The organism is Streptomyces sp. NPDC001914, from assembly GCF_042891215.1.
In the GTDB taxonomy this organism is placed as follows: domain Bacteria; phylum Actinomycetota; class Actinomycetes; order Streptomycetales; family Streptomycetaceae; genus Streptomyces.
On sequence record NZ_JBIASW010000011.1, the window covers coordinates 242,286 to 262,657 of the forward strand.

At 70.5% G+C, this 20,372-nt stretch carries 19 protein-coding genes; 11 read left to right on the plus strand and 8 right to left on the minus strand.

What is annotated here, in order from left to right; all coding sequences use genetic code 11:
- Positions 1–11: 11 nt before the first annotated feature.
- Complete coding sequence (locus ACFYYF_RS28955; RefSeq protein WP_388780486.1) at positions 12–887, minus strand: diiron oxygenase; 876 nt, start codon at positions 885–887, stop codon at positions 12–14.
- Positions 888–1,480: 593 nt separating this feature from the next.
- Here ACFYYF_RS28955 and rocD point away from each other — a divergent pair.
- On the plus strand, positions 1,481–2,683 hold the full coding sequence (rocD, locus tag ACFYYF_RS28960; RefSeq protein WP_388780487.1) for an ornithine--oxo-acid transaminase: 1,203 nt from the start codon (positions 1,481–1,483) through the stop codon (positions 2,681–2,683).
- A gap of 64 nt (positions 2,684–2,747) precedes the next feature.
- Positions 2,748–3,503 (plus strand): SDR family oxidoreductase, encoded by a 756-nt coding sequence (locus ACFYYF_RS28965; RefSeq protein ID WP_365489538.1) that lies wholly within the window; start codon positions 2,748–2,750, stop codon positions 3,501–3,503.
- A gap of 271 nt (positions 3,504–3,774) precedes the next feature.
- On the opposite strand, the gene ACFYYF_RS28970 is transcribed toward ACFYYF_RS28965, so the two are convergent.
- From ACFYYF_RS28970 to ACFYYF_RS28985, 4 genes are all read right to left on the minus strand, one after another.
- Positions 3,775–5,109 (minus strand): MDR family MFS transporter, encoded by a 1,335-nt coding sequence (locus tag ACFYYF_RS28970; RefSeq protein ID WP_388780488.1) that lies wholly within the window; start codon positions 5,107–5,109, stop codon positions 3,775–3,777.
- A complete protein-coding gene (locus ACFYYF_RS28975) occupies positions 5,106–6,386 on the minus strand; it encodes an ATP-grasp domain-containing protein (protein WP_388780489.1) in 1,281 nt (426 codons plus the stop codon). The genes ACFYYF_RS28970 and ACFYYF_RS28975 overlap by 4 nt, the downstream gene beginning before the upstream one ends.
- A gap of 6 nt (positions 6,387–6,392) precedes the next feature.
- Positions 6,393–7,283, minus strand: a complete 891-nt coding sequence (locus ACFYYF_RS28980; RefSeq protein ID WP_388780490.1) for a [LysW]-aminoadipate kinase — start codon at positions 7,281–7,283, stop codon at positions 6,393–6,395.
- Positions 7,284–7,397: 114 nt separating this feature from the next.
- A complete protein-coding gene (locus ACFYYF_RS28985) occupies positions 7,398–7,571 on the minus strand; it encodes a lysine biosynthesis protein LysW (protein ID WP_328451071.1) in 174 nt (57 codons plus the stop codon).
- 569 nt (positions 7,572–8,140) lie between these two features.
- Here ACFYYF_RS28985 and ACFYYF_RS28990 point away from each other — a divergent pair.
- Positions 8,141–8,350 carry a hypothetical protein gene (locus tag ACFYYF_RS28990; RefSeq protein WP_388780491.1) on the plus strand — a complete coding sequence of 70 codons (210 nt, stop codon included), beginning with the start codon at positions 8,141–8,143 and terminating at the stop codon, positions 8,348–8,350.
- A gap of 114 nt (positions 8,351–8,464) precedes the next feature.
- Here ACFYYF_RS28990 and ACFYYF_RS28995 read toward each other — a convergent pair whose 3' ends face one another.
- The 3 genes from ACFYYF_RS28995 to ACFYYF_RS29005 form a co-directional block, all read right to left on the minus strand.
- Complete coding sequence (locus ACFYYF_RS28995) at positions 8,465–9,145, minus strand: 2OG-Fe dioxygenase family protein (RefSeq protein WP_388780492.1); 681 nt, start codon at positions 9,143–9,145, stop codon at positions 8,465–8,467.
- Positions 9,146–9,222: 77 nt separating this feature from the next.
- Entirely contained in the window at positions 9,223–10,413 is a 1,191-nt protein-coding gene (locus tag ACFYYF_RS29000) for an acetyl-CoA carboxylase biotin carboxylase subunit family protein (protein ID WP_388780493.1), read from the minus strand.
- A 251-nt stretch (positions 10,414–10,664) separates the two neighbouring features.
- Positions 10,665–11,969, minus strand: a complete 1,305-nt coding sequence (locus ACFYYF_RS29005; RefSeq protein WP_388780494.1) for an MFS transporter — start codon at positions 11,967–11,969, stop codon at positions 10,665–10,667.
- Between the two features lie 396 nt (positions 11,970–12,365).
- On the opposite strand from ACFYYF_RS29005, the gene argC reads away from it, so the two are divergent.
- From argC to ACFYYF_RS29045, 8 genes are all read left to right on the plus strand, one after another.
- Positions 12,366–13,397: an N-acetyl-gamma-glutamyl-phosphate reductase gene (gene argC, locus ACFYYF_RS29010; protein ID WP_361679081.1), complete on the plus strand. Its 1,032-nt coding sequence runs from the start codon at positions 12,366–12,368 to the stop codon at positions 13,395–13,397.
- 101 nt (positions 13,398–13,498) lie between these two features.
- The gene (gene cysC / locus ACFYYF_RS29015; protein WP_388780495.1) at positions 13,499–14,062 is read left to right on the plus strand and encodes an adenylyl-sulfate kinase; all 564 of its coding nucleotides are present in this window, start codon (positions 13,499–13,501) and stop codon (positions 14,060–14,062) included.
- 53 nt (positions 14,063–14,115) lie between these two features.
- On the plus strand, positions 14,116–15,021 hold the full coding sequence (gene cysD, locus ACFYYF_RS29020) for a sulfate adenylyltransferase subunit CysD (RefSeq protein WP_388780525.1): 906 nt from the start codon (positions 14,116–14,118) through the stop codon (positions 15,019–15,021).
- A gap of 2 nt (positions 15,022–15,023) precedes the next feature.
- The gene (locus ACFYYF_RS29025; protein WP_388780496.1) at positions 15,024–16,391 is read left to right on the plus strand and encodes a sulfate adenylyltransferase subunit 1; all 1,368 of its coding nucleotides are present in this window, start codon (positions 15,024–15,026) and stop codon (positions 16,389–16,391) included.
- A 73-nt stretch (positions 16,392–16,464) separates the two neighbouring features.
- Positions 16,465–17,379: a LysR family transcriptional regulator gene (locus tag ACFYYF_RS29030; protein ID WP_361678851.1), complete on the plus strand. Its 915-nt coding sequence runs from the start codon at positions 16,465–16,467 to the stop codon at positions 17,377–17,379.
- 133 nt (positions 17,380–17,512) lie between these two features.
- On the plus strand, positions 17,513–18,091 hold the full coding sequence (locus tag ACFYYF_RS29035) for a cobalamin B12-binding domain-containing protein (RefSeq protein WP_388780497.1): 579 nt from the start codon (positions 17,513–17,515) through the stop codon (positions 18,089–18,091).
- Complete coding sequence (locus ACFYYF_RS29040; RefSeq protein WP_388780498.1) at positions 18,088–19,389, plus strand: methylaspartate mutase; 1,302 nt, start codon at positions 18,088–18,090, stop codon at positions 19,387–19,389. The genes ACFYYF_RS29035 and ACFYYF_RS29040 overlap by 4 nt, the downstream gene beginning before the upstream one ends.
- A complete protein-coding gene (locus ACFYYF_RS29045) occupies positions 19,386–20,345 on the plus strand; it encodes an amino acid ABC transporter substrate-binding protein (RefSeq protein WP_388780499.1) in 960 nt (319 codons plus the stop codon). Before ACFYYF_RS29040 ends, ACFYYF_RS29045 begins: the two co-directional genes overlap by 4 nt.
- The last annotated feature ends 27 nt before the right edge of the window (positions 20,346–20,372 follow it).

The following is a 20,372-nucleotide window of genomic DNA, read 5'->3' on the forward strand; positions in this document are numbered from 1 at the left end:
GAGATCTCCCGTCAGTGGAACAGGCCGATGCGTCGGTAGAAGTTGTTGGTTCGTTCGGTGATGCGGGCCGTGATCGCCGGCCTCGCCGGGTCGGCCATGACGGCGGAACGGAACCGCCCGGGGTTCTCGATGCCGGCGTCCTGGTAGGCGTCGCGGCTGTACAGCATCTGGATGATCAGATCGATGTAGCCGCGCAGGTAGTGGCCGACCTCTTCGACTTCCTCGGCGGTGTGGGTCCTGCGGACCTCTTCGAACAGCGCCTTCACGAGCTTGCCGCCGAAGGCGATGTGCCGGGACTCGTCGCGGTGGTGAATCCGGTTGACCGCTCGCACGGTCTCCGGGAGCTCGGTGTCGGCCGCCATCTTGGCGTTGAAGTAGTCGCCGATCATCTCGAAGATGAGGATCTGGCTGAAGACGATGAAGTTGTTCATCTCCGGCGCGCGCTCGTCCGTCGGGAACACCATCCGCCGGTCCGGATAGATCCGGCCGCCGTAGCGCAGGCAGAATTCGGCGAAGAACCACATGTGTTCGTTCTCTTCGCCGATGAAGTGGTGGAAATACGGTGTGGGAATCTCGTACCCGGGTGTGTGAATGCGGCGCATCACCTCGATGAGCAGTTCCCTGATGCCGTGGGCGATCAGGCTGTAGAGGTTGACGCTCTCCCAGCGCGAGAGTTCCACGAGCTGTTCGTGGCTGAGTTCCTGCTCCGCGGAAGTTCCGTAGACGGAAAGCAGCTCCCGGCTCATCCACAGGCCGTCCGGCGTGATCGATTCGGGCCACTCGAAGGTACGGTACGGGTTGTAGTAGTCATCGACGGAGACATCGATGAGCCTGCTCACGGCCCGGGCGAATTCGTCCGTCCACTCGATCGTCGACGCTGCTGACACGTAACCTCCTCGATAGTACCGATATTGACCGAAAGAGCCGGTCCGGCGGTGCCAAGAAGGACCGTACGACTACGCCGACGGCGTGCGCGTCCGCGACAATTTCAGACGCGGGAACGCATTGCGTTGACCTTTCTCTCCCGCGGCTCATCGCCTCGCTTACTTCGGCACGCGGACCCGATGCGCATGCGGGGAATCCCGCCGGCCGTATTGCGCCGGTAATCGGAGTGCGTCGTCCACGCGCGGGAAAGTCAGCCTGGCGCGTCCCGCGGAGTGCGCGCGCCGCGGACGCGTGGGGCACGGGTGAGTTCGTAGTTTCCCTGGTGGTGGAGCGGACGGTGGAGACCCGTGCCGCACCGGGCGGAGCCGACGGCCACGCCCGTGGCGGAGCCCATCGCGCGCGACCCGCACCGTGACGAGCACGAGCACGGTCCACCGCTCCCCGGACGACCGACGCCGCCGCCGGGCCGGGACGCGTGTCCCCCGTCTCCGGCGGTCCCGGCGCGGATCGTCACCGTCCGGCGCGAGCCGCGGCGGATCGGGCGGGTCCATCTCTACGACACCGGCCCCGACAGGGAGCCGAAAGGAGTATCGCCATGACAGTGGACGTCCTCTCCTCTCAGGACCACATAGCCCTCGCCGAGCGCTACGGCGCTCACGACTCCGTGCCGTTCCCCGTGGTGCTCACCCACGGGGAAGGCGCCTGGATGCACGATCTGGACGGCCGTCGCTATCTCGACTTCCACGGGGGCTACTCCGCGTCCAACTTCGGCCACCAGCACCCCGTTCTCATCGCCGCGGCCAAGGCTCAGCTCGACCGGCTGACGCTGAGCACCCGGGCCTTCCACAACGACCAGTACGGGCCGTTCTGCCGTGAACTGGCCGAGCTGACGGGCACCGAGACGGTGCTGCCCTCCAACTCCGGCGGCGAGGCCGTCGACACGGCGGTGAAGATCGCCAGGAAGTGGGCCTACCAGGTCAAGGGTGTGCCGGAGGGAGCCGCCGAGATCATCGTCGCGGGCGCGAACTTCCACGGCCGCACCACGACCATCGTCTCCTTCTCCACGCACCCGAACCACCAGGCCGGGTTCGGCCCGTTCACGCCGGGCTTCAAGGTCGTGCCGTTCGGCGACATCGACGCGCTGCGCTCGGCGATCACCGAGAACACGGCGGCCGTGCTGCTGGAGCCGATCCAGGGCGAGGCCGGTGTGGTCGTTCCGCCGAAGGGATACCTCACCGAGGTCCGCGATCTGTGCGACGAGACCGGCACGCTGTTCGTCGCCGACGAGGTCCAGTGCGGACTGGCCCGGGCCGGCACGACCCTGGCCCTGGACCACGAGGGTGTCCGCGCGGACCTGTACACCCTGGGCAAGAGCCTGAGCGGGGGGATCCTGCCGGTGTCCGCGGTGGTCGGCCGCGCCGACGTCCTCGGGGTGATCACGCCCGGCGACCACGGTTCGACCTTCGGCGGCAACCCGCTGGCCTGCGCGGTCGGCCTCGCGACGGTACGGCTGCTGGCCACCGGGGAGTTCCAGGAACGCTCACGCGAACTCGGCGCGCACCTGCACGCCCGTCTGAACGAGCTGGACGGTGTGACCGAGGTCCGCGGGCGCGGTCTGTGGGCCGGCGTGCAGCTCGCCGAGGAGCGGATCGCCGGGCGCCGGGTGACCGAGGCGCTGGCCGAGCGCGGCCTGCTCTGCAAGGAGGCCAAGGGACACCTGCGGGTGGCGCCCCCGCTGGTCGTCACCCGCGAGGAGATCGACCTCGGCGTCGACATGATCGCCGACGTGCTGTCCTGAACCGGACCCGGGCAGGACACCCGCGTCGGGCCGGCTCGACCATCGATGGGACAGGAGGGAATTCGTGAGTGACTTCACAGGACTGGTCGCGATCGTCACCGGCGGTGCGTCGGGCATCGGTCTGGCCACGGTCAACCGGCTCCGCACCTGGGGGGCCCAGGTGGCCGCTCTGGATCTGAAACCGGAGGGGCTCCCGGACGACGTCATGGGCGTCCAGGTCGACGTCACGGACGACATCCAGGTCAAAGCCGCCGTCGATGCCGTGGTCGAGCGGTTCGGCAGGCTGGACGTCGTGGTGAACAACGCCGGCATCGGCGCCATCGGGGACGTCACCGTCAACGGCGACGAGGAGTGGGCGCGCGTCCTGGACGTCAACGTGGTCGGGATGGTCAGGGTCGCCCGGCACGCGATACCGCACCTGCGGCACTCACCCGCCGCCTCGATCGTCAACACCAGCTCGATCGTGGCCTGGGCCGGGGTGGGGCAGCGGGCCCTGTACTCGGCCAGCAAGGGAGCGGTGTACGCGCTGACGCTGGCCATGGCGGCCGATCACGTCCGCGAGGGCATCCGGGTCAACTGCGTGGCCCCCGGCTCCGCGGACACCCCGTGGATCGGCAGATCGCTGGAGAACACGGAGGACCCCGTGGCGGCCCGGGCCGCGCTCGACGCGTTCCAGCCCACGGGCCGTCTGGTGTCGGCCGACGAGGTGGCGGGCGCGATCGCCTACCTGGCGAGCCCGTTGGCGAGCGCCGTCGTGGGCACGGTGCTCGCCGTGGACAACGGCATGCACGGTCTGCGGCTGCGGCCCCGGAACCTGTAGGGCCGGACGGGAGCACACCGCCGCGGGCCGCGAGGGGTTCAACCCCCCGCGGCCCGCGGCGCTTTCGTGGATCCCCCGGCCCCCGTGCTTTCGTGGAACCACGGCGGCCCCAGGGGTACGAACCGTGGCGCCGCCGAGCCGGCGTGCCGGTCCGGCGGCGGCTGGAACCCGGCGGACACGACCGCTCCACCGGCCGGGCGGGACGACCGCCGGGCCGGTGGAGCGGTTGTGCGGAAGGCCGGCGCCTGTCGCCACCGGGCCGGCCGGGGCGTCAGGAAGCCGGTTCGTCCGCCGTGGCCTCACCGGCCTTGGCCTCGACGGCCTTCGCTTCGCCGGCCGCGGTCTCGCCGACCGCGGTCTCGGCGGCCGTGGCATCGCCGGCCGTGGCCTCGGGGCGGCGGAGCCCCAGACTGAGCTGGGCGCCCAGCAGTCCCATGACGCCGACCAGGGTCCACAGCGCCCAGGGGGCGGCCGCGTACACGGCACCGCCGATGACCGGACCGGCGCCCGTACCGACCGCGTACGCGGCGCCGTAGATCCCCTGGTACCGCCCGACCATGCCCGGCGGGGTCAGACTCGCCAGGTGGGCCTGGACGATGGAGGAGTACGCCATCTCGCCGAACGTCCAGATCATCACCGTCGCCGCCAGCACGACCATCTCGGTGGCGACCCCGGTCAGAGCCAGACCGGTGCAGACGAGCAGGTTGGCGAAGGCCAGGACGTACTCCGGCCGGAACCGGGAGACCACACTGGTGATGGGCAGCTCCAGCAGCACCACCAGCAGACCGTTGAGCCCCATGAGAAGACCGAAGTCACGCTCGCTCAGGCCGACTTCGTCGACGTGCAGCGGCAGGCCGACGGCCGTCTGGGTGTAGGCGAACATGGAGAACACGGTCATCAGCAGGAAGCACACCAGGACGCGGTCGGTGAGCATCTGCCGGTACCCGACCGCCGCCTCCGCCGGTGTCTCCGCGGTGCCGGAAGCGGACTTCTGCGGCGGCGCGTCCCGCAGCAGCACCGCCACGATCACACCGAACAGCAGGAGTGCGCCCGCCTCGATCAGGAAGAGCCCCGTGTACGAGACGGTGGCCACCACGCCGCCGAGCACGCCGCCCAGGGTGGAACCGATGTTCTGGGCGAAGCGGAGCACCCCGAAGGCGGCGAGCCGTTGCTGGGTGGACGTCACGGCGTCGACCAGCACCGCCGCCATGGCCGGCCGGTAGACCTGCGACACCACCCCGATGAGACCGACCACCGCGATGATCGTCGGGAGGGCTCCGAGGAACGGCACGACCGCGGTCAGGCCCGCGGTGGCCACGACGGACAGCAGGATGGCCCGCCGTCGGCCGATGAAGTCGGTGAGGTGGCCACCGACGACGTTGCCGAGCACCCTGCCCAGACCGGCCGCGCCCAGCACGAGCCCCGAGGCCGCGCCGGACTGCCCGCGCTGGGTCAGGTAGAGCACGATGAAGACCGGCAGGAAGCTTCCCGCCTGGAGGATCAGGTTGCCGAGACTGATGACCCAGACCCGGCGGGGCAGGCCGCGCAGCGCGTCACGGAATCGCGGCTCGTCGGCGCGCGACCGGTCCGATGTCCCCGTACTCATGCCGTCGCCAGCGGGCCGCCGGCGTAGAGGTGATCACGTTCGATCTCCCGGAGCCTGCGGTAGTCGGCGCGAAGCTGCTCGGGGTCCTCGGAGATGAGGATCACGTACCCCGGCTGGGTCGCGACGTCGATCGTCCGCGGCAGCGGGGCCCCCGCCGCCCGCGTCGTCACGGCGTGGGCGTAGGACGGGAGCGCCCGGACGGCGGCCATCGCCTCTTCGGACGGGGCCACGCCGTGGTCATCCGGGTTGACGAGATGCACGTACCGCACGCGCCGCAGCAACTGGTAAGCGGTGGTGGGCAGTCGGTCGAACGCGTCGGGGTCCGCGACGGCCAGGGCGATGAGGTCGATCTGGTTGGTGCCCAGGCAGCGGTTGCCGATGTCCGGGACCTGTCCCCCGCCGAAGCGCGCGGCGCACTCGACGAGCACCGGACCCCGGGCGGTCATCATGACCTCGGTGTGGCCCGCCCAGTTCCGGACCTCCAGGGCGTCGAGGACCTGGTGGGTGTAGGCCTCCACCCGCTTGGCCTGCGGATCGTCCGGCGCGAGCGGCTCGTTGTAGTCGTAGATGATGTTGCCGCCGGGCAGCCGGGTCTTGAAGTACCGCCAGATCTCGACGGTGTGGTGCCTGCCGTCATGGCTGACCGTGTTGACGAAGTACTCGTCCCCGTCCAGGAACTCCTGCGCGAGCACGACCGTGTTGGGCTTGGCGTGGCGGTCGGCGCTGCTCATGATCTGCTCGTGGACCGCGCGCACCTGATCCGCGGAGGAGCAGGCCACCACGTTGTCGGTGCCGGAGCTGGCGACCGGCTTCAGGACGACCGGGTAACCCGCGGTCGTGTCGGCCCACTTGACGATCTCCTCGGCGTCGGAGGAGACGATGGTGGCCGCGTGCTCGACTCCCGCGTCGCGCAGGGCGAGGACCATGTCGTACTTGTTGCGGCGGGACGTCGGCCTGCTCATCCCGTTGCCGCGCGTGCCCAGTTCGGCGGCGAGCCGGTCGGTCAGCTCGACACCCGACTCCCCGACGGAGACGACCCAGCCGACCCCGAGCTCGCGCAGCGCGGATGCCGTGGCCTCGATGTCACCCTCGTGCAGGACCTTGGCCGCGAAGCCCTCGGGGAACGGCAGCCGGGATATGTGGACGTCGGGGTTCGGCGACTGGACGTGCACGCACTCCAGGCCGAACCGGCCGAGCGCGGGCAGGAGATGACGACCCAGGGAGAAGGCGTCGACGAACGCCACCCGCTTCGATTGCGCGCCGGAACTGTTGGGCATCCTCAGCTACTTCCCTTGTGAGTCGGACAATGCACGGACGGAAGGGCTCCGGTCCTGCCGGTGGCCGGATCCCGACCCCGTGGTGATCGCGGTGCCGTGTCCGGCCAGGGCCCTGCTGACGGGGTCGGCCGCGCGCCCGTCCGCGATGCGGACCGACGGCACTCCGCCGGCCAGTGCCTCCCGTGCCGCGACGAGCTTGAGCGCCATGCCGCCTCCGGCGAACCGGCCGGGTGCGCCGGTCGCCGGCACATCGTAGGTATTCAGCACACTGGTCTCGTCACCGGGATCGGCGAGCACCCCCGGCGCACCGGTCAGCAGCACCAGGCGGTCGGCGCCGAGGGCCGCCGCGAGCGCGGCGGCGACACGGTCGGCGTCGACGTTCACCGGACGACCGTGCTCGTCGGCCGCGGGCGGCGAGACCACCGGGACGAAGCCGGACCGCAGCAGCGTCTCGGGGAGTTCGGTGCGCACCTCGGCGAGCCGGCCGCTGTGGTTGTCCCGGACCAGGGTCGTCCGGCCGTCCACCACGGAGCGCACGGCGGACTTGCGGCGTGCGCGCAGCATGCCGCCGTCCAGCCCGGTGAGACCGACCGAGGGCACCCCGAGCCGGGACAGCTCCGCGACGATCCTCGGCTTGACCCCGCCGGCCAGCGCGAGGGTCACGACCTCCAGCGTCGCCGGGTCGGTGTAGCGGGCGGACACTCCGTCCGGGGCGACGAGGGTGCGCTGCGGGACACCGAGTCTGCCGGCCAGCCGGGCGATCTCGCCGGAGCCGCCGTGCACGAGGAGGACCGACTGTCCTTCACCGACGAGTCCGGCGACGTCGGCGCAGATGCCCGCGGCGTCGACGGACGGGTTCCCGCCGCACTTGACGACCGTCAACGGTCTGGTGGTCACGGTTCCTCCGGTTCGCCGGGGTTCGGATGGAATGGATGCGGGCCGGGGAGGGCCGGCCACCGCCGGGTGGACCGGGGCCGGCCCCGGAGCGTGCCGCGTGTCCGAGCGCGGCCGCTACTCTCCCCAGTCCTCTTCGACCTCGGGCGCGCGGGCGAGCACCGCCGGACTCAGCGCCACGATCTCCAGTTCGCTTCGGCAACCCGCGCAGTCGATGATCTCGTTGAGCCGCGCAGATTGGCTGATCTGCACCTCGTCCTCACACTCAGGACAGGCCTGCATGGTGGGCATGTGACGAATTCCTTTCGATCGGTTGTTCCAGAGCGGATCGCCGGACCGCCGCGTCGGAGGAGACGCTACGACCACGCCGACGTCATGTGCGTCCGCGGCGAGGGCACTTGGGGAGACACGTCGTGCTGACCCTCCCGCCGCGGGACGAAACGCCTCGCTTACGGCGGGGGCGAACGATCAGCACTCCGCAGCCGGACGGTTGATTTTTCCGCGGACGCACCAGGTGGGGGTGTGCTCGTAACGTCCGTTGCACGCGGCAGGCCGGGTGGGACCGGCGTGCGGCGACACCCGGGTCGTACCGGAGGACGACGTCGGCTCGTCGAGCGGGGAGGAACCAGTCGTGAGAGTGCTGTCCGTTCTGCGTTCCTTCGTCGCGCGCCGGCGGGCCGCCGGGGACCGCGGTGCACGGGAGGACCGGGCCGCGGCCTGCCCGTGCGGTTCGGGGTCACCGGACTTCCCGCGGACGACGACGTTCTGGGCACGGCGGGGTTATCCGTCCTCGTGCTGGTCGTGCCGCTGCCGGTGACCGGCGCAGCGGGCGGCCCTTCGCCTTCACCGATCGGAGAGCCATGCGTACTCCACCCCCCTTCGGATACCAGCAGCTCCACGAGGGATCCGTCCTGATCACCCGCAAGTGCCGCACCGTCAACATCGTGCGCGGCAAGGAGCAGGTGTCCGAGCTGCTGTCGGCCCTCAGGAGCGAGGACACCCAGCTCGTGCTCTCCCGTTACGCGGAGCGTGCGCGCGGGACGGGCGCCTCGCGCCGGGCCGGAACGTGACCGGTGCCTGAGTACCGCGCCGGAACGTGACCCGCATCCGCATACGCGCCTGCCCGGGGCGTCACCTCCGAGAAGGTGACGCCCCGGGCAGGTTCCGGCGGGGCCGGTGACCGGTCAGCAGAACTCCAGGAAGAACATGTCGCGGTACCCCTCCGGAGCCGCCGGGGCCACCCGCACGCGGGACACCGAGTGCAGCCCCGTGCGGTCGTCCAGGAATATGTAGTCCCCGGGCTCGCTGAGGGTGTGCGTGAGCACCGGGGACTCCGCGTTGTCGTAGAGCGTGCTGACGCCGCCGGTGACGGCCTGCCGCGCGACCAGCATCATGACGACGTGCTCGACGCCGTCCCGGTGGATTCCCTCCGGGGTCGGATTCCCGAGCTCGTCCTCCGAGGCGACGATACGGTGCTGATGGACGTTGATCCGCCGGACCGGGGGCACGGGTCCGCCGTCGGGCGTGGCCTCCTCGATGCGTGCGACGAAGTGGGCCAGCATCCGCCGGAACACGGACGTGTCCAGCAGCGCCTGGTCGACCGGTTCGAAGTGGCGGACGATGCCGCCGTTGAGCCGGTTGATCTCCTTGCTCTGGTGAAAGCCGTTCCGGCCGGCCGACCGGACGGTGCCGTCGCCGACGTCGTACGAGATCAAGGAGTGCTTGCGGCGCCGGTAGGTGCCGCCGTCTCCCATGTACGGGTCCAGCGGCAGGCCTTCCCAGAACCGGCTGAACTTGTCCCAGTCGTCGCCGCCCCGGAGCAGGTCCTCACGCACGTTGCCGAGCGCATACCTCGGTCCGCCCATTCTCTCGGTCTCCTCGGGTCGGGTTGACGGTTCCCGGGCTTCGGGCTGCCCGGGGGTACGGCGGCGTCCCGGAGAGGTCACGTCACTCGCCACCCGTCCACGACGCCCAGGACGTCGGCCACGCGGGCGCGCAGCTGCTCCACGGAGTCGGCGGTGATCGCGAAACGGAGGAAGTAGTTCTCCTGCTCCAGGTCGGTGACCTGGTAGCCGTCGACGACCACCGCCGCTATGACGCCCGGGAGTTCGCGGAGTTCGTCCTCGGTGACGCCGATCTCGACCCGGCCGAGCTCGTCCGCCTCCACGTCGACCCAGCCGATGACCGCCCGGTCGCGCGGCGGGCCGAGCCGGTCGAGCGTGAACTCGCCCAGCGACATGGCGACGACCGCCTCCGCAGGGTCGATCCCGCCGATCTCCTGGATCGCCGTGGGGTACATCCCGCCGCCGAACCGGGGATTGATCTCGACCAGCTCCGTCCGGCCGTCCTCGTCCGCCCGGCCCTCGACGTGCAGCCAGAGCTGGTCGAGGCCGAGGTCGGAGCAGAACGTGCTGATCATCCCGGTCAGGACGCGCACACCGTCCCGTACGTGATCACGCTGCGGCGGATGCACCCGAAGTCCCGCGTCATGGTGTCTGACGTCGTCGTGGTCGGGTTTCTCGACCGCCAGGACCGGATGGAAGCGGCCGTCCACGACGGGGCCGTCCACGGAGAACTCGACACCGGGCAGATACTCCTCGGTGATCATTTCCGTGTCACCCAGGCCGCGGGCGGCCACATGGTCCCGGTAGGCGCGCAGTTCGGCCAGGTCGTTCACCCGGCGCACCAGCCGCGAGGCCGTGGAGTCGCGCGAGGGTTTGACGATGGCGGGGAAGAAGTCCGCCTCGGCCGGGTCGCCGCAGAATCTGATGGCGGACAGCCCCAGGTCCCGCATGCGTTCTCGCACCAGCGTCTTGCTGGCCAGCACGTCGAAGCCGGCGCCGGCGCCCGGAAGGCCGTAGTGCCTGATGAGGCCCCCCTGCCAGGGGAGCAACGGTTCGATCAGGTTCACGACCGCCGTGGGCACGATGCCGCGCCGGTCGAGCCGGGTGATGAGGGTGGACAGGTTCTCGCCGTCCCAGTCCACCACGACGTGGTCGTCGCATCTGTCGCGGTGGGGGGTGTCGGGAATCTCGGAGATCAGCACCGACCGCAGACCGCGGGCGCGCAGCTGTTCCGCGGCAAGGGCCACGGCACCGGCATTCCATTTGGAGAGGATGAGTACGGATTTCACGCAGCGACCTCCGGAGGTGAAATCGAGGGCTGGCATCGAAAAGTACGGACGGGCAGGGAAAAGAGGACGGGCAGGGAAAGCAGGGCGGGCAGGGAAAAGCGGCACGGGGCGGCCGCTTCGAAACGGCCGGGTCATTCGGCCGCGGTCGGGAAAGGCCGGCACGACGTGTGCCCGCGAACGCGGATGACGTCCGTACGGTCACGCGTCCCGCCGGCCCTTCACCGGAGCCGGATCCGGCTGAACCGTCCGGTTCAGCCCTCCACCGGTGCGGGCGTGGAGTCGGGGATACCGGCGGCTGTGGCGTCGGACGTCGAGGGCGTCGGCGGGGCGTCGCCCGTACCCGCCGTCCGGACGTCCGAGAACAGCACGATGAGGAACGACAGGGCGCCGACCCCCGCCGAGACCCACATGGCGCGGTGCAGGCCGATGCCCGAGGCCAGCGCACCGGAGCACAGCGATCCGAGGGGAAGGGTGCCCCACATGACGAACCGGATCGTGGCGGTCATACGGCCCATGAGCGGTCGGGGGGTGACGCCCTGGCGCAGGCTGACCTGGTTCACGTTGAAGAGCACCACGCCGAACGACTGCACGAACACACCGCAGGTGATGACCACTTCGCGGGCCGAGGCGGGCGCGGCGGGGGTGAGGAGCGGGCCGAGACCGTCGATGAGCGCGCCCAGGACGATGCTCGGTCCGGTTCCCAGACGCTGGGACAGCCTGCGGGCGACGGCGGCACCGAGGACGACGCCGAGCGAGCCGACCGCCGTCACGATGCCGAGTTTGGCCGCGGAGAAGCCCAGTTCACGCACCGCGTAGGTGGTGAAGATGGCCGCGACCATGCCGTAGGAGAAGTTCAGGAGCGCCCCGGCGCCGGCCAAGGGGGCCAGCAGGCGGTGGCGCCGCACGAAGGTCAGCCCCTCCCGGACCTCCTTCAGCAGCACCGGCCAGGTCGCCCGCCCGTCGCCCTTCGTCACCGCCTTCTCCCGGTCGCGCGGGATGCGCGACACCATGAACGCGGAGAACAGGAACGACAGGGCGTCGGCGCACAGCGCGAACGGGGCCTTCAGCACCGAGATCAGCCAGCCGCCCACGCTGGGCCCGACCAACTGCGACGCGGACCGCGCCAGCTCCAACTGGGCGTTTCCGTCCGTCAGTTGATCGGCCTCGACGATGTCCGGCAGATAGGACTGATAGGCCACGTCGAAGAACACGTTCGCGACACCCTGGATGAACGCGACCGCGTACAGCTGACCGATCGTGAGCACGTCCAGCGCGTAGGCCAGCGGGACGGTGAGCAGCAGCAGCGCACGCGTGAGGTCGCAGACGATCAGGACGGGCCTTCGGAGCATCCGGTCGATCCAGACCCCGGCGGGCAGCCCGATCAGCAGGAAGGGCGCGACCTGCGCGGCGATGAGCGCACTGACCTCGAACGCGCCGGCGTTCAGCACCTGGAGCGCGACGAGAGGCAGCGCCAGGAAGCCGATCTGGCTGCCGATCTGGCTGACGCCCTGCGCAGCCCGCAGCCGCCGGAAGTCGGGATTCTGGGTGACGCTCATCTGGTCCGTCTCTCTCGGTGACTTGATGACCGCTGACGTGACGAGACCGGCGCACGCGCCCGGTGCCGCGGAGTCCGTGCCCGTCGCCGCGCGCCCGGAGGACGCCGTGCCGTCTTTTGTCCTTCGTTCTCCGAAATGGATCCCCGGTCTCCAAGCCGCGGACCGCGACCGGAATACGGGCCGGTCCCAAGACTGACACACGCGCGGTGCGCGCCGAGTAATCGGTGCGCTTAGCCGTTCGGCCGGGAACTAAGTCCGGCGTCTCCCCCACGATCTGTTTGTCGCGGACGCGGATCGAATGGAAAGGTTCGTAGTTTCCTTTCGCATGGGTGATGGGTTCGGACCGGAGGGAGTCGCGGTGTCGGGTCGGAACATCTCGGAAAGGGAGGAGTGGTCGTGATACGGGTGGCGGTGGCCGGTGCGGCCGGTTATATCGGCGGGGAGTTGCTGAGGCTGCTGCTGGGACATCCCGAGATCGAGGTGGCGGGCGCGGTCTCGTCCCGTTTCCCGGGGAAACGGGTCGACGGCGTGCACCCCAATCTGCGGTCCGCCACGGATCTGACGTTCTGTTCGGCCGACGAGGTCGGAGAGTGCGACGCGGTGTTCCTGGCCCTCCCGCACCGGGTGGCGATGACCCAGATCGATCACTGGGCCCAGCGGGCCAAGCTCGTCATCGACCTGACCGGGGACTTCCGGCTCGACGACACCGAGGTCTTCCGGCGCTACTACGGCGAGGAGCACCAAGCCCCGCATCTCCTGGGCGACTTCGTGCCCGGCCTTCCCGAACTGCACCGCGAGAGTCTGCGCACCGCGGACCTCATCAGTGTTCCCGGCTGCATGGCCGCGGCCGGCGTACTCGCCCTGTACCCCCTCGTGGCCCGCGATCTGATCGATCCCGGGCAAGGGGCCCAGTTCGACGCCCGCACCGGTTCCAGCGGCTCGGGCGCCACCGCCGGTCCGGCCAACCTGCACGCCGAACGCAGCGGCGCCATGCGCGTGTTCGCCCCCACCGGGCACCGCCACGAAGCCGAGATCTCACGGCATCTGGGCCTGCCGGCCGCGATGACCGCGACCGGCGTCGAAGCCGTCCGCGGGGTCCAGACCATCTGCCACGCCACCCTGCGCCCCGGCGTGGACAAGCAGACCGTGCGCCGGGCCTTCCGCGAGCAGTACGCGGAGGAACCCTTCGTCCGCGTCGTCGCGCACCAGCGCGGCATCTTCCGCTACCCCGACCCGAAGATCCTGCTGGGATCCAACTTCTGCGACGTCGGCTACGCGATCGACGAGGACAGCGGCCGTCTGACCACCATCGCCGCCCTGGACAACCTCGTCAAAGGCGGCGCCGGCAACGCCCTGCAATGCCTCAACATCCGCATGGGCCGGCCCGAGACCCTCGGCCTGACCTTCCCCGGTCTCCACCCCCTGTGACCCCCGGCCGACCGGAGGGACCGTGACCACCAATCCGCCGACCCTCGTCACGTGAGGCCGCGATCCGGCCGCCCGGACACCGGAAAGGGAGAGATCCGCACATGAGAGAACCGAAGGGCACACCAGCCGAGTGGCGCGGCGGCACGGTCTGGCTGACCGGACTGCCGAGCTCGGGCAAGACCACCATCGCGACGGGTCTCGCCGGGCGACTGCGCGCCGCCGGACACCGCGTTCAGGTGCTCGACGGTGACGAGGTCCGTGCCGCACTCTCCGCGGAACTGGGATTCTCGAAGGAGGACCGGGACACCAACGTGCGGCGGATCGGCTACGTGGCCGGCCTGCTCGCCGGGCACGGCGTCACGGTGCTGGTGCCGGTCATCGCGCCCTACGCGCTGTCCCGCGCGGCGGTCCGGGACCTGCACGCGGCCCGCGGCGTCCCCTGCGTCGAGGTGCACGTGGCGACTCCGCCGGACGTCTGCGCCGACCGGGACGTCAAGGGCCTCTACGCCAGGCAGGCCGCGGGTGAACTCAGCGGTCTCACCGGCGTGGACGACCCCTACGAGGTGCCCGTCGACCCCGACCTGCGTCTCGACACGCAGCACCAGACGGTCGACGAGTCGGTCCGGCAGGTGCGCGCGCTGCTCACCGCACGGGGGCTGTCGTGATCGCCGCCACGCGGACCGTGCCCACCGGCCGTCCCGGACGCCTCGGCCCGCGGATCGATCAGGTGCCCCCGCTGTCGCACCTGGACGCGCTGGAGTCGGAGGCCGTCCACATCTTCCGTGAGGTGGCGGGTGAGTTCGAGCGGCCGGTGATCCTCTTCTCCGGCGGCAAGGACTCCATCGTCATGCTGCACCTGGCGCTGAAGGCGTTCGCCCCCGCGGCGATCCCCTTCTCGCTGCTGCACGTCGACACCGGCCACAACTTCCCCGAGGTCCTCGACTACCGCGACCGCACGGTCGCCGAGCACGGCCTCAGGCTGCACGTGGCCTCGGTGCAGGACTACATCGACCGCGGTGTGCTGCGCGAGCGCCCCGACGGCGTCCGCAACCCGCTGCAGACCCTGCCGCTGACCGAGAAGATCCAGTCCGAGCGCTTCGACGCCGTCTTCGGCGGCGGGCGGCGCGACGAGGAGAAGGCCCGCGCCAAGGAGCGGGTGTTCTCGCTGCGCGACGAGTTCTCCCAGTGGGACCCGCGCCGCCAGCGCCCCGAGCTGTGGAACCTGTACAACGGCCGGCACGCGCCCGGCGAGCACGTCCGCGTCTTCCCGCTCTCCAACTGGACCGAGCTGGACGTCTGGCAGTACATCGCCCGCGAGGGCATCGACCTGCCCGAGATCTACTTCGCCCACGAACGCGAGGTCTTCCAGCGCAACGGCATGTGGCTGACCGCGGGCGAGTGGGGCGGCCCGAAGGACGGCGAGACGGTGGAGAAGCGGCTCGTCCGCTACCGGACCGTGGGTGACATGTCCTGCACCGGCGCCGTCGACTCCGACGCGACCACCCTGGGCGCCGTCATCAACGAGATCGCCGCCTCCCGGCTCACCGAGCGGGGCGCGACCCGCGCCGACGACAAGCTGTCCGAGGCCGCGATGGAAGACCGCAAGCGCGAGGGGTACTTCTAGACATGACCAGCACCACCGAACCCACCGAGCCCCTGTCGGTCGGACAGCTCTCGGCGACCACCCTGCTGCGCTTCGCGACCGCGGGCTCCGTCGACGACGGCAAGTCCACCCTCGTCGGACGGCTGCTGCACGACTCGAAGTCGATCCTGACCGACCAGCTGGAGGCCGTCGAACACGCCTCCCGCAACCGCGGCCAGGACACCCCCGACCTCGCGCTGCTCACCGACGGCCTGCGCGCCGAACGCGAGCAGGGCATCACCATCGACGTCGCCTACCGCTACTTCGCCACCGCCCGGCGCCGGTTCATCCTCGCCGACACCCCCGGCCACGTGCAGTACACCCGCAACATGGTCACCGGCGCCTCCACCGCCGACCTGACGGTGATCCTGGTCGACGCCCGCAACGGTGTCGTCGAACAGACCCGCCGGCACGCGGCGATCGCCGCCCTGCTGCGCGTGCCGCACGTGGTGCTCGCCGTGAACAAGATGGACCTCGTCGCGTACGCGGAACCCGTGTTCGCCGCCGTCGCCGAGGAGTTCACCGCGTACGCAGCGTCGCTCGGCATCCCGGAGATCACCGCGATCCCGATCTCCGCGCTGGCCGGCGACAACGTCGTCGAGCCCTCCGCGCACATGGACTGGTACGGCGGCCCCACCGTCCTCGAACACCTGGAGACGGTCCCGGTCAGCCACGACCTGGCGCACTGCCACGCACGCTTCCCCGTGCAGTACGTGATCCGGCCGCAGACCGCCGAGCACCCCGACTACCGGGGCTACGCGGGCCAGATCGCCGCCGGAACCTTCCGCGTCGGCGAACAGGTCACCGTCCTGCCGTCGGGCCGCACCAGCGCCATCGCCGGCATCGACCTGCTCGGCGAATCCGTCGACATCGCCTGGGCTCCCCAGTCCGTGACGATCCGTCTCGCCGACGACATCGACGTCTCGCGCGGTGATCTGATCGCCCCGGGCGACGACGCCCCGGCCCTGGTCCAGGACGTCGAGGCGACGGTCTGCCACGTCGCCGACGAACCGCTGGCCGTCGGCCACCGGGTCCTGCTCAAGCACACCACCCGCACGGTCAAGGCGATCGTCAAGGACATCCCCTCGCGCCTGGCCCTGGACGACCTCTCCCAGCACCCGGACCCCGGGCAGCTGGTCGCCAACGACATCGGCCGGGTCGTCGTACGCACGGCCGAGCCGCTCGCGCTCGACGCCTACGCCGACTCCCGCCGGACCGGGTCCTTCCTGCTCGTCGACCCGGCCGACGGCACGACACTCTCCGCGGCCATGGCGGGCGAAGCCTTCGCCGCGACCGCGGAGCACGTCCACGAGACCCCTCAGCACCAGGACGAAGAGAGCTGGGACTTCTGATGGACGCCCTTCACCGGGACCACCGGCCCCGGCGTCAAGCAACCACCGCACACCCGCTCCCAGGAGGAATCCAGTGGACATAAGGCAACTGACCACGTTCCACAAGGTCGCGACGCTGCTCAGCTTCACGCGCGCCGCCACCGAACTCAGGTACGCGCAGTCCAGCGTCACCGCCCAGATCAAGAGTCTGGAGACGTCCCTCGGCGTCGAGCTCTTCGAGCGGCTCGCCGGAAAGATCCAGCTCACCCCGGCCGGTCAGCGGTTCCTGCCGTACGCCGAGCAGATGCTGACCCTCGCCGGCGAGGCCCGCGGCATCGCGTCCGGTGACGGTGAGCCCTCCGGCCTGCTCACCATCGGCACCATGGAGAGCATCACCTCGTACCGCATGCCGCCGGTGCTCGAACTCTTCCACCACCGCTACCCGCAGCTGCAGTTGGTGCTGCGTCCCAGCCTCTGCGCGGAGACGCTGCACTCGCTGCGCCAGGGCACCTTCGACATGGGTTTCCTGATGGAGGCCGAGACCCGGCACCCCGGTGTGGAGAGCGAGATGCTCGGCCCCGAACCGCTGGTCGTCGTGGCCGCTCCGGACCACCCCCTGGCCAAGGAGACCAAGGTCGAACTCGACCAGCTCCGCGACGTCCAGGTGCTGGCTCCGGAGGCCGGGTGCGCCTACCGGGAGCTGTTCGAGGCCGAGTTGAACGACGGCTCGGGCGAGCCGGTGCCGTTCCTGGAGTTCGGCAACATCGAGTCGATCAAGCGGGGTCTGACCGCCGGGCTCGGGGTCAGCCTGCTGCCCACGATGACCGTGGCCGACGACATCGCGGCGGGCACGCTGGCCGCGCTCTCCTGGGAGGTGCCCTTCGAGGTCTACACCCAGCTGGCGTGGCGCAGGGGCTGCCGGCAGACGCGTGAGATGCGCCTGTTCATCGACCGGACGCTGGAATGCATGGCGAGCGAGTACAGCGCGACGACCGGCTCGGCCGACTGACTCTCCGGCGCGTCGGCCGCGAGCGGCTGGCGCCCGGGCCGTCCGAGGTGCCCGGGTCGCCGGCCATCCGGCTCCGGGGTTCTGGGATCCAGAAACTCCGGGCCGGGAAACGGAATGGCGAATTACGGCCGGTGTGATCGAGCATCGCGATTCTTGGTATCGATCATTCCCGGCCTTGCTGCTGGACGCGGATGTCGCTCTCCCGCGAGGATTTCCCTATCACTCCCTCACGTTTGCGGAGAAGCCGATGTCGAATGTAGTCCGCCCGGCAACGAAATTCATCGTATCGAGCGTTTCCTCGGATGCCCACATGTGGAACCTGGTGTTTCTCCAACTACTTCTGGAGGAGCACGGAGGGGAGGTCATCAATCTCGGAGCCTGCGTTCCCGACGACCTCATAATCGAGGAATGCCGACAACAGCGACCGGACGTACTCGTCCTCAGCACGGTCAACGGACACGGCCATCTCGACGGAATGCGACTCATCCGCAAAATACGCAGCCAGCCCGATCTCCAGGACCTGCGAGTCGTCATCGGCGGGAAACTCGGTGTGCGCGGCAAGGACAACGTCCGGTTCATCGAGGGCCTCTCCGCGAGCGGATTCGACGCCGTCTTCGAATCCGAGGGCGCCCTGCAGAACTTCAATGAGTTCCTGCGCGACCTCGGCCCCGGCGCACAGCGCGCCCTTCCGATGACGGAGGCCGCCGCATGAGCGTCACCGTCCCCGACGCCCCCGCCCGGATCCGCACCAACCGCTTCTCCGCGTTCGTGCACCGGACCAAGGAAGCGGGCGGCCTCGTGGTCCAGCCCCGGATGGGTTTCGCCGAACTCCCCGTCATGCGCGAGGGACTGCTCGGCGTCCGCGGCGCCCGGGCCACCTCCGCCGGCACCATCACCCTCGACAGCTACACACGGGTCAACGACCACGACTCGGCACGGGAGGCCCTGCGCACCGGCGCCGACCTGAACGGCTTCCCCCTCGTCGCCCACGGCCCGGACGCCACCCGGCGGATGCTCGAAGGAGTGGCCGGCGAGGACTTCCCGATCCAGGTGCGGCACGGCTCCGCCCTGCCCTACCCGCTCTTCGAGGCCATGGTCGCAGCGGACATCGACGCCACCGAGGGCGGCCCGGTCTCCTACTGCCTGCCCTACAGCCGGGCCCCGCTCACCGAGGCCGTCGACGCGTGGGCGCGCTGCTGCGAACTGCTCGCCGCCCAGGACCGGCAGATCCATCTGGAGAGCTTCGGCGGCTGCATGCTCGGCCAGCTGTGCCCGCCCAGCCTGCTGGTGGCGCTCAGCGTCCTGGAGGCGCTGTTCTTCGCCGAGCACGGCCTGCACAGCATCTCGCTGAGCTACGCCCAGCAGACCAGCTCCGCGCAGGACCTGGAGGCACTCGCGGCGCTGCGCAGGCTCGCCGGCGAACGCCTCGGCGATCTCGACTGGCACGTCGTCCTCTACACGTACATGGGCGTCTACCCCCGTACGCCGGTGGGTTCCTTCCGGATCCTGGAGGACAGCGCCCGGCTCGCGATCCGCAGCGGCACCGAGCGGCTGATCGTCAAGACGCCCGCCGAGGCGTTCCGGATCCCGACCGTCAACGAGAACGTGGACGCGCTGGAGTTCGCCGCCTACGTGGCCGCCGACGAGGCGTTGCACGGGCAGCCCGAACCACCCACCGAGACGGGCCTGTACGAGGAGGCCCGGATGCTCGTGGACAGCACCCTCGCCCTCGCCCCGACGGTCGGCCAGGCCCTGGTGCGGGCGTTCTCCCTGGGCCATCTCGACGTGCCGTTCTGCCTGCACCGGGACAACGCCAACAAGTCCCGGGCGTACGTCGACGCACGAGGGCTGCTGCGCTGGGCCGAGCCCGGCGCCATGCCCCTGGCGATGGACCGTACGGCCGGCAGGAAGCCGCTGTCCGCCCAGGGCCTGATCGAAATGCTCGGCTACAACGAGCGCCGCTTCGACCGTGAGCAGCTGACCCGTGTGCCCCAATGGAGCCTGACATGACCACACTTGCCCCGGTCACCACCCCCACCCTCGACGCGGTCCGTGACCGCGGTGCGCTGCGCGCGGTCGTCAGCCGCGGCATCCGAGGGCTCTCGCTGCCCACCGCGACCGGCACGTGGACAGGGCTCGACGCCGACGTCGCGCGGGCCGTCGCGGCGGCCGCGCTCGGCGACCCCGAGGCGATCCAGTGGCTGCCGTCCGACCCGGCCGACCGCCTGGAGCCGCTGTACGAGCGCACGGCCGAACTCTCCGTCTGCAACCTGACCTGGACACTGGGCCGCGAGGCACACCGGCCCGTCCTCTTCGCGGGAGTGACCTGCTACGACGGCGAGGGGTTCCTGGTCCGCGAGGACAGCGGCATCGAGGACCCGGGGCAGCTGGCCGGCCGGCGGGTCGCGGTGCAGCGCGGCACGACGAGCATCGCCAACCTGGCCGCCTGGTACGGGCGGCGCGGCCTGTCCGTCGAGCCCGTGGAGTACGCGACGCCCGCGCAGACGCTCGCCGGCTACGCGTCGGGCGAGTGCGCGGCGTACGTACTCGACCGTACGGCGCTGGCCGGGGAGCGGGCCGCGCTGCCCGACCCGCAGGCGCACCGGATCCTCGACACCGCGATCTCCCGCGAACCGATGGCCGCCGCGGTGCGTGACGACGACGCCCAGTGGTACCGGCTGTGCCGCTGGGTGCTGCAACTGCTGCTCTCGGCCGAGCACCACGCCGACGAGGCGGGCCCCGGCGGCCGGTCGCGGGCGCTCGCCGAGGCGGCCGCCCTCGCCGGCGCGCACGGAGCGGCGATCGGTCTCGACGAGGAGTGGGCGGCCCGCGTCCTGGACGCGACCGGCACGTACGCCGAGATCTACGAGCGCAACCTGGGCGCCGCCTCCGGGCTCGGTGTGCCGCGTGGACTCAACGAGCTGTGGACCCGTGGCGGTCTGCACTACGCCGTGCCCCTGAACTGAAACCACCCGCTCCGAGTGAGAGGACTC

Bases quoted from the DNA above. Each gene is read 5' to 3' on its own strand.
- rocD (WP_388780487.1), top strand. From the start codon at position 1,481: ATGACAGTGGACGTCCTCTCCTCTCAGGACCACATAGCCCTCGCCGAG.
- ACFYYF_RS28970 (WP_388780488.1), bottom strand. From the start codon at position 5,109: ATGAGTACGGGGACATCGGACCGGTCGCGCGCCGACGAGCCGCGATTC.
- ACFYYF_RS28975 (WP_388780489.1), bottom strand. From the start codon at position 6,386: ATGCCCAACAGTTCCGGCGCGCAATCGAAGCGGGTGGCGTTCGTCGAC.
- ACFYYF_RS28985 (WP_328451071.1), bottom strand. From the start codon at position 7,571: ATGCCCACCATGCAGGCCTGTCCTGAGTGTGAGGACGAGGTGCAGATC.
- ACFYYF_RS28990 (WP_388780491.1), top strand. From the start codon at position 8,141: ATGCGTACTCCACCCCCCTTCGGATACCAGCAGCTCCACGAGGGATCC.
- ACFYYF_RS28995 (WP_388780492.1), bottom strand. From the start codon at position 9,145: ATGGGCGGACCGAGGTATGCGCTCGGCAACGTGCGTGAGGACCTGCTC.
- ACFYYF_RS29005 (WP_388780494.1), bottom strand. From the start codon at position 11,969: ATGAGCGTCACCCAGAATCCCGACTTCCGGCGGCTGCGGGCTGCGCAG.
- cysC (WP_388780495.1), top strand. From the start codon at position 13,499: ATGAGAGAACCGAAGGGCACACCAGCCGAGTGGCGCGGCGGCACGGTC.
- ACFYYF_RS29025 (WP_388780496.1), top strand. From the start codon at position 15,024: ATGACCAGCACCACCGAACCCACCGAGCCCCTGTCGGTCGGACAGCTC.
- ACFYYF_RS29040 (WP_388780498.1), top strand. From the start codon at position 18,088: ATGAGCGTCACCGTCCCCGACGCCCCCGCCCGGATCCGCACCAACCGC.
- ACFYYF_RS29045 (WP_388780499.1), top strand. From the start codon at position 19,386: ATGACCACACTTGCCCCGGTCACCACCCCCACCCTCGACGCGGTCCGT.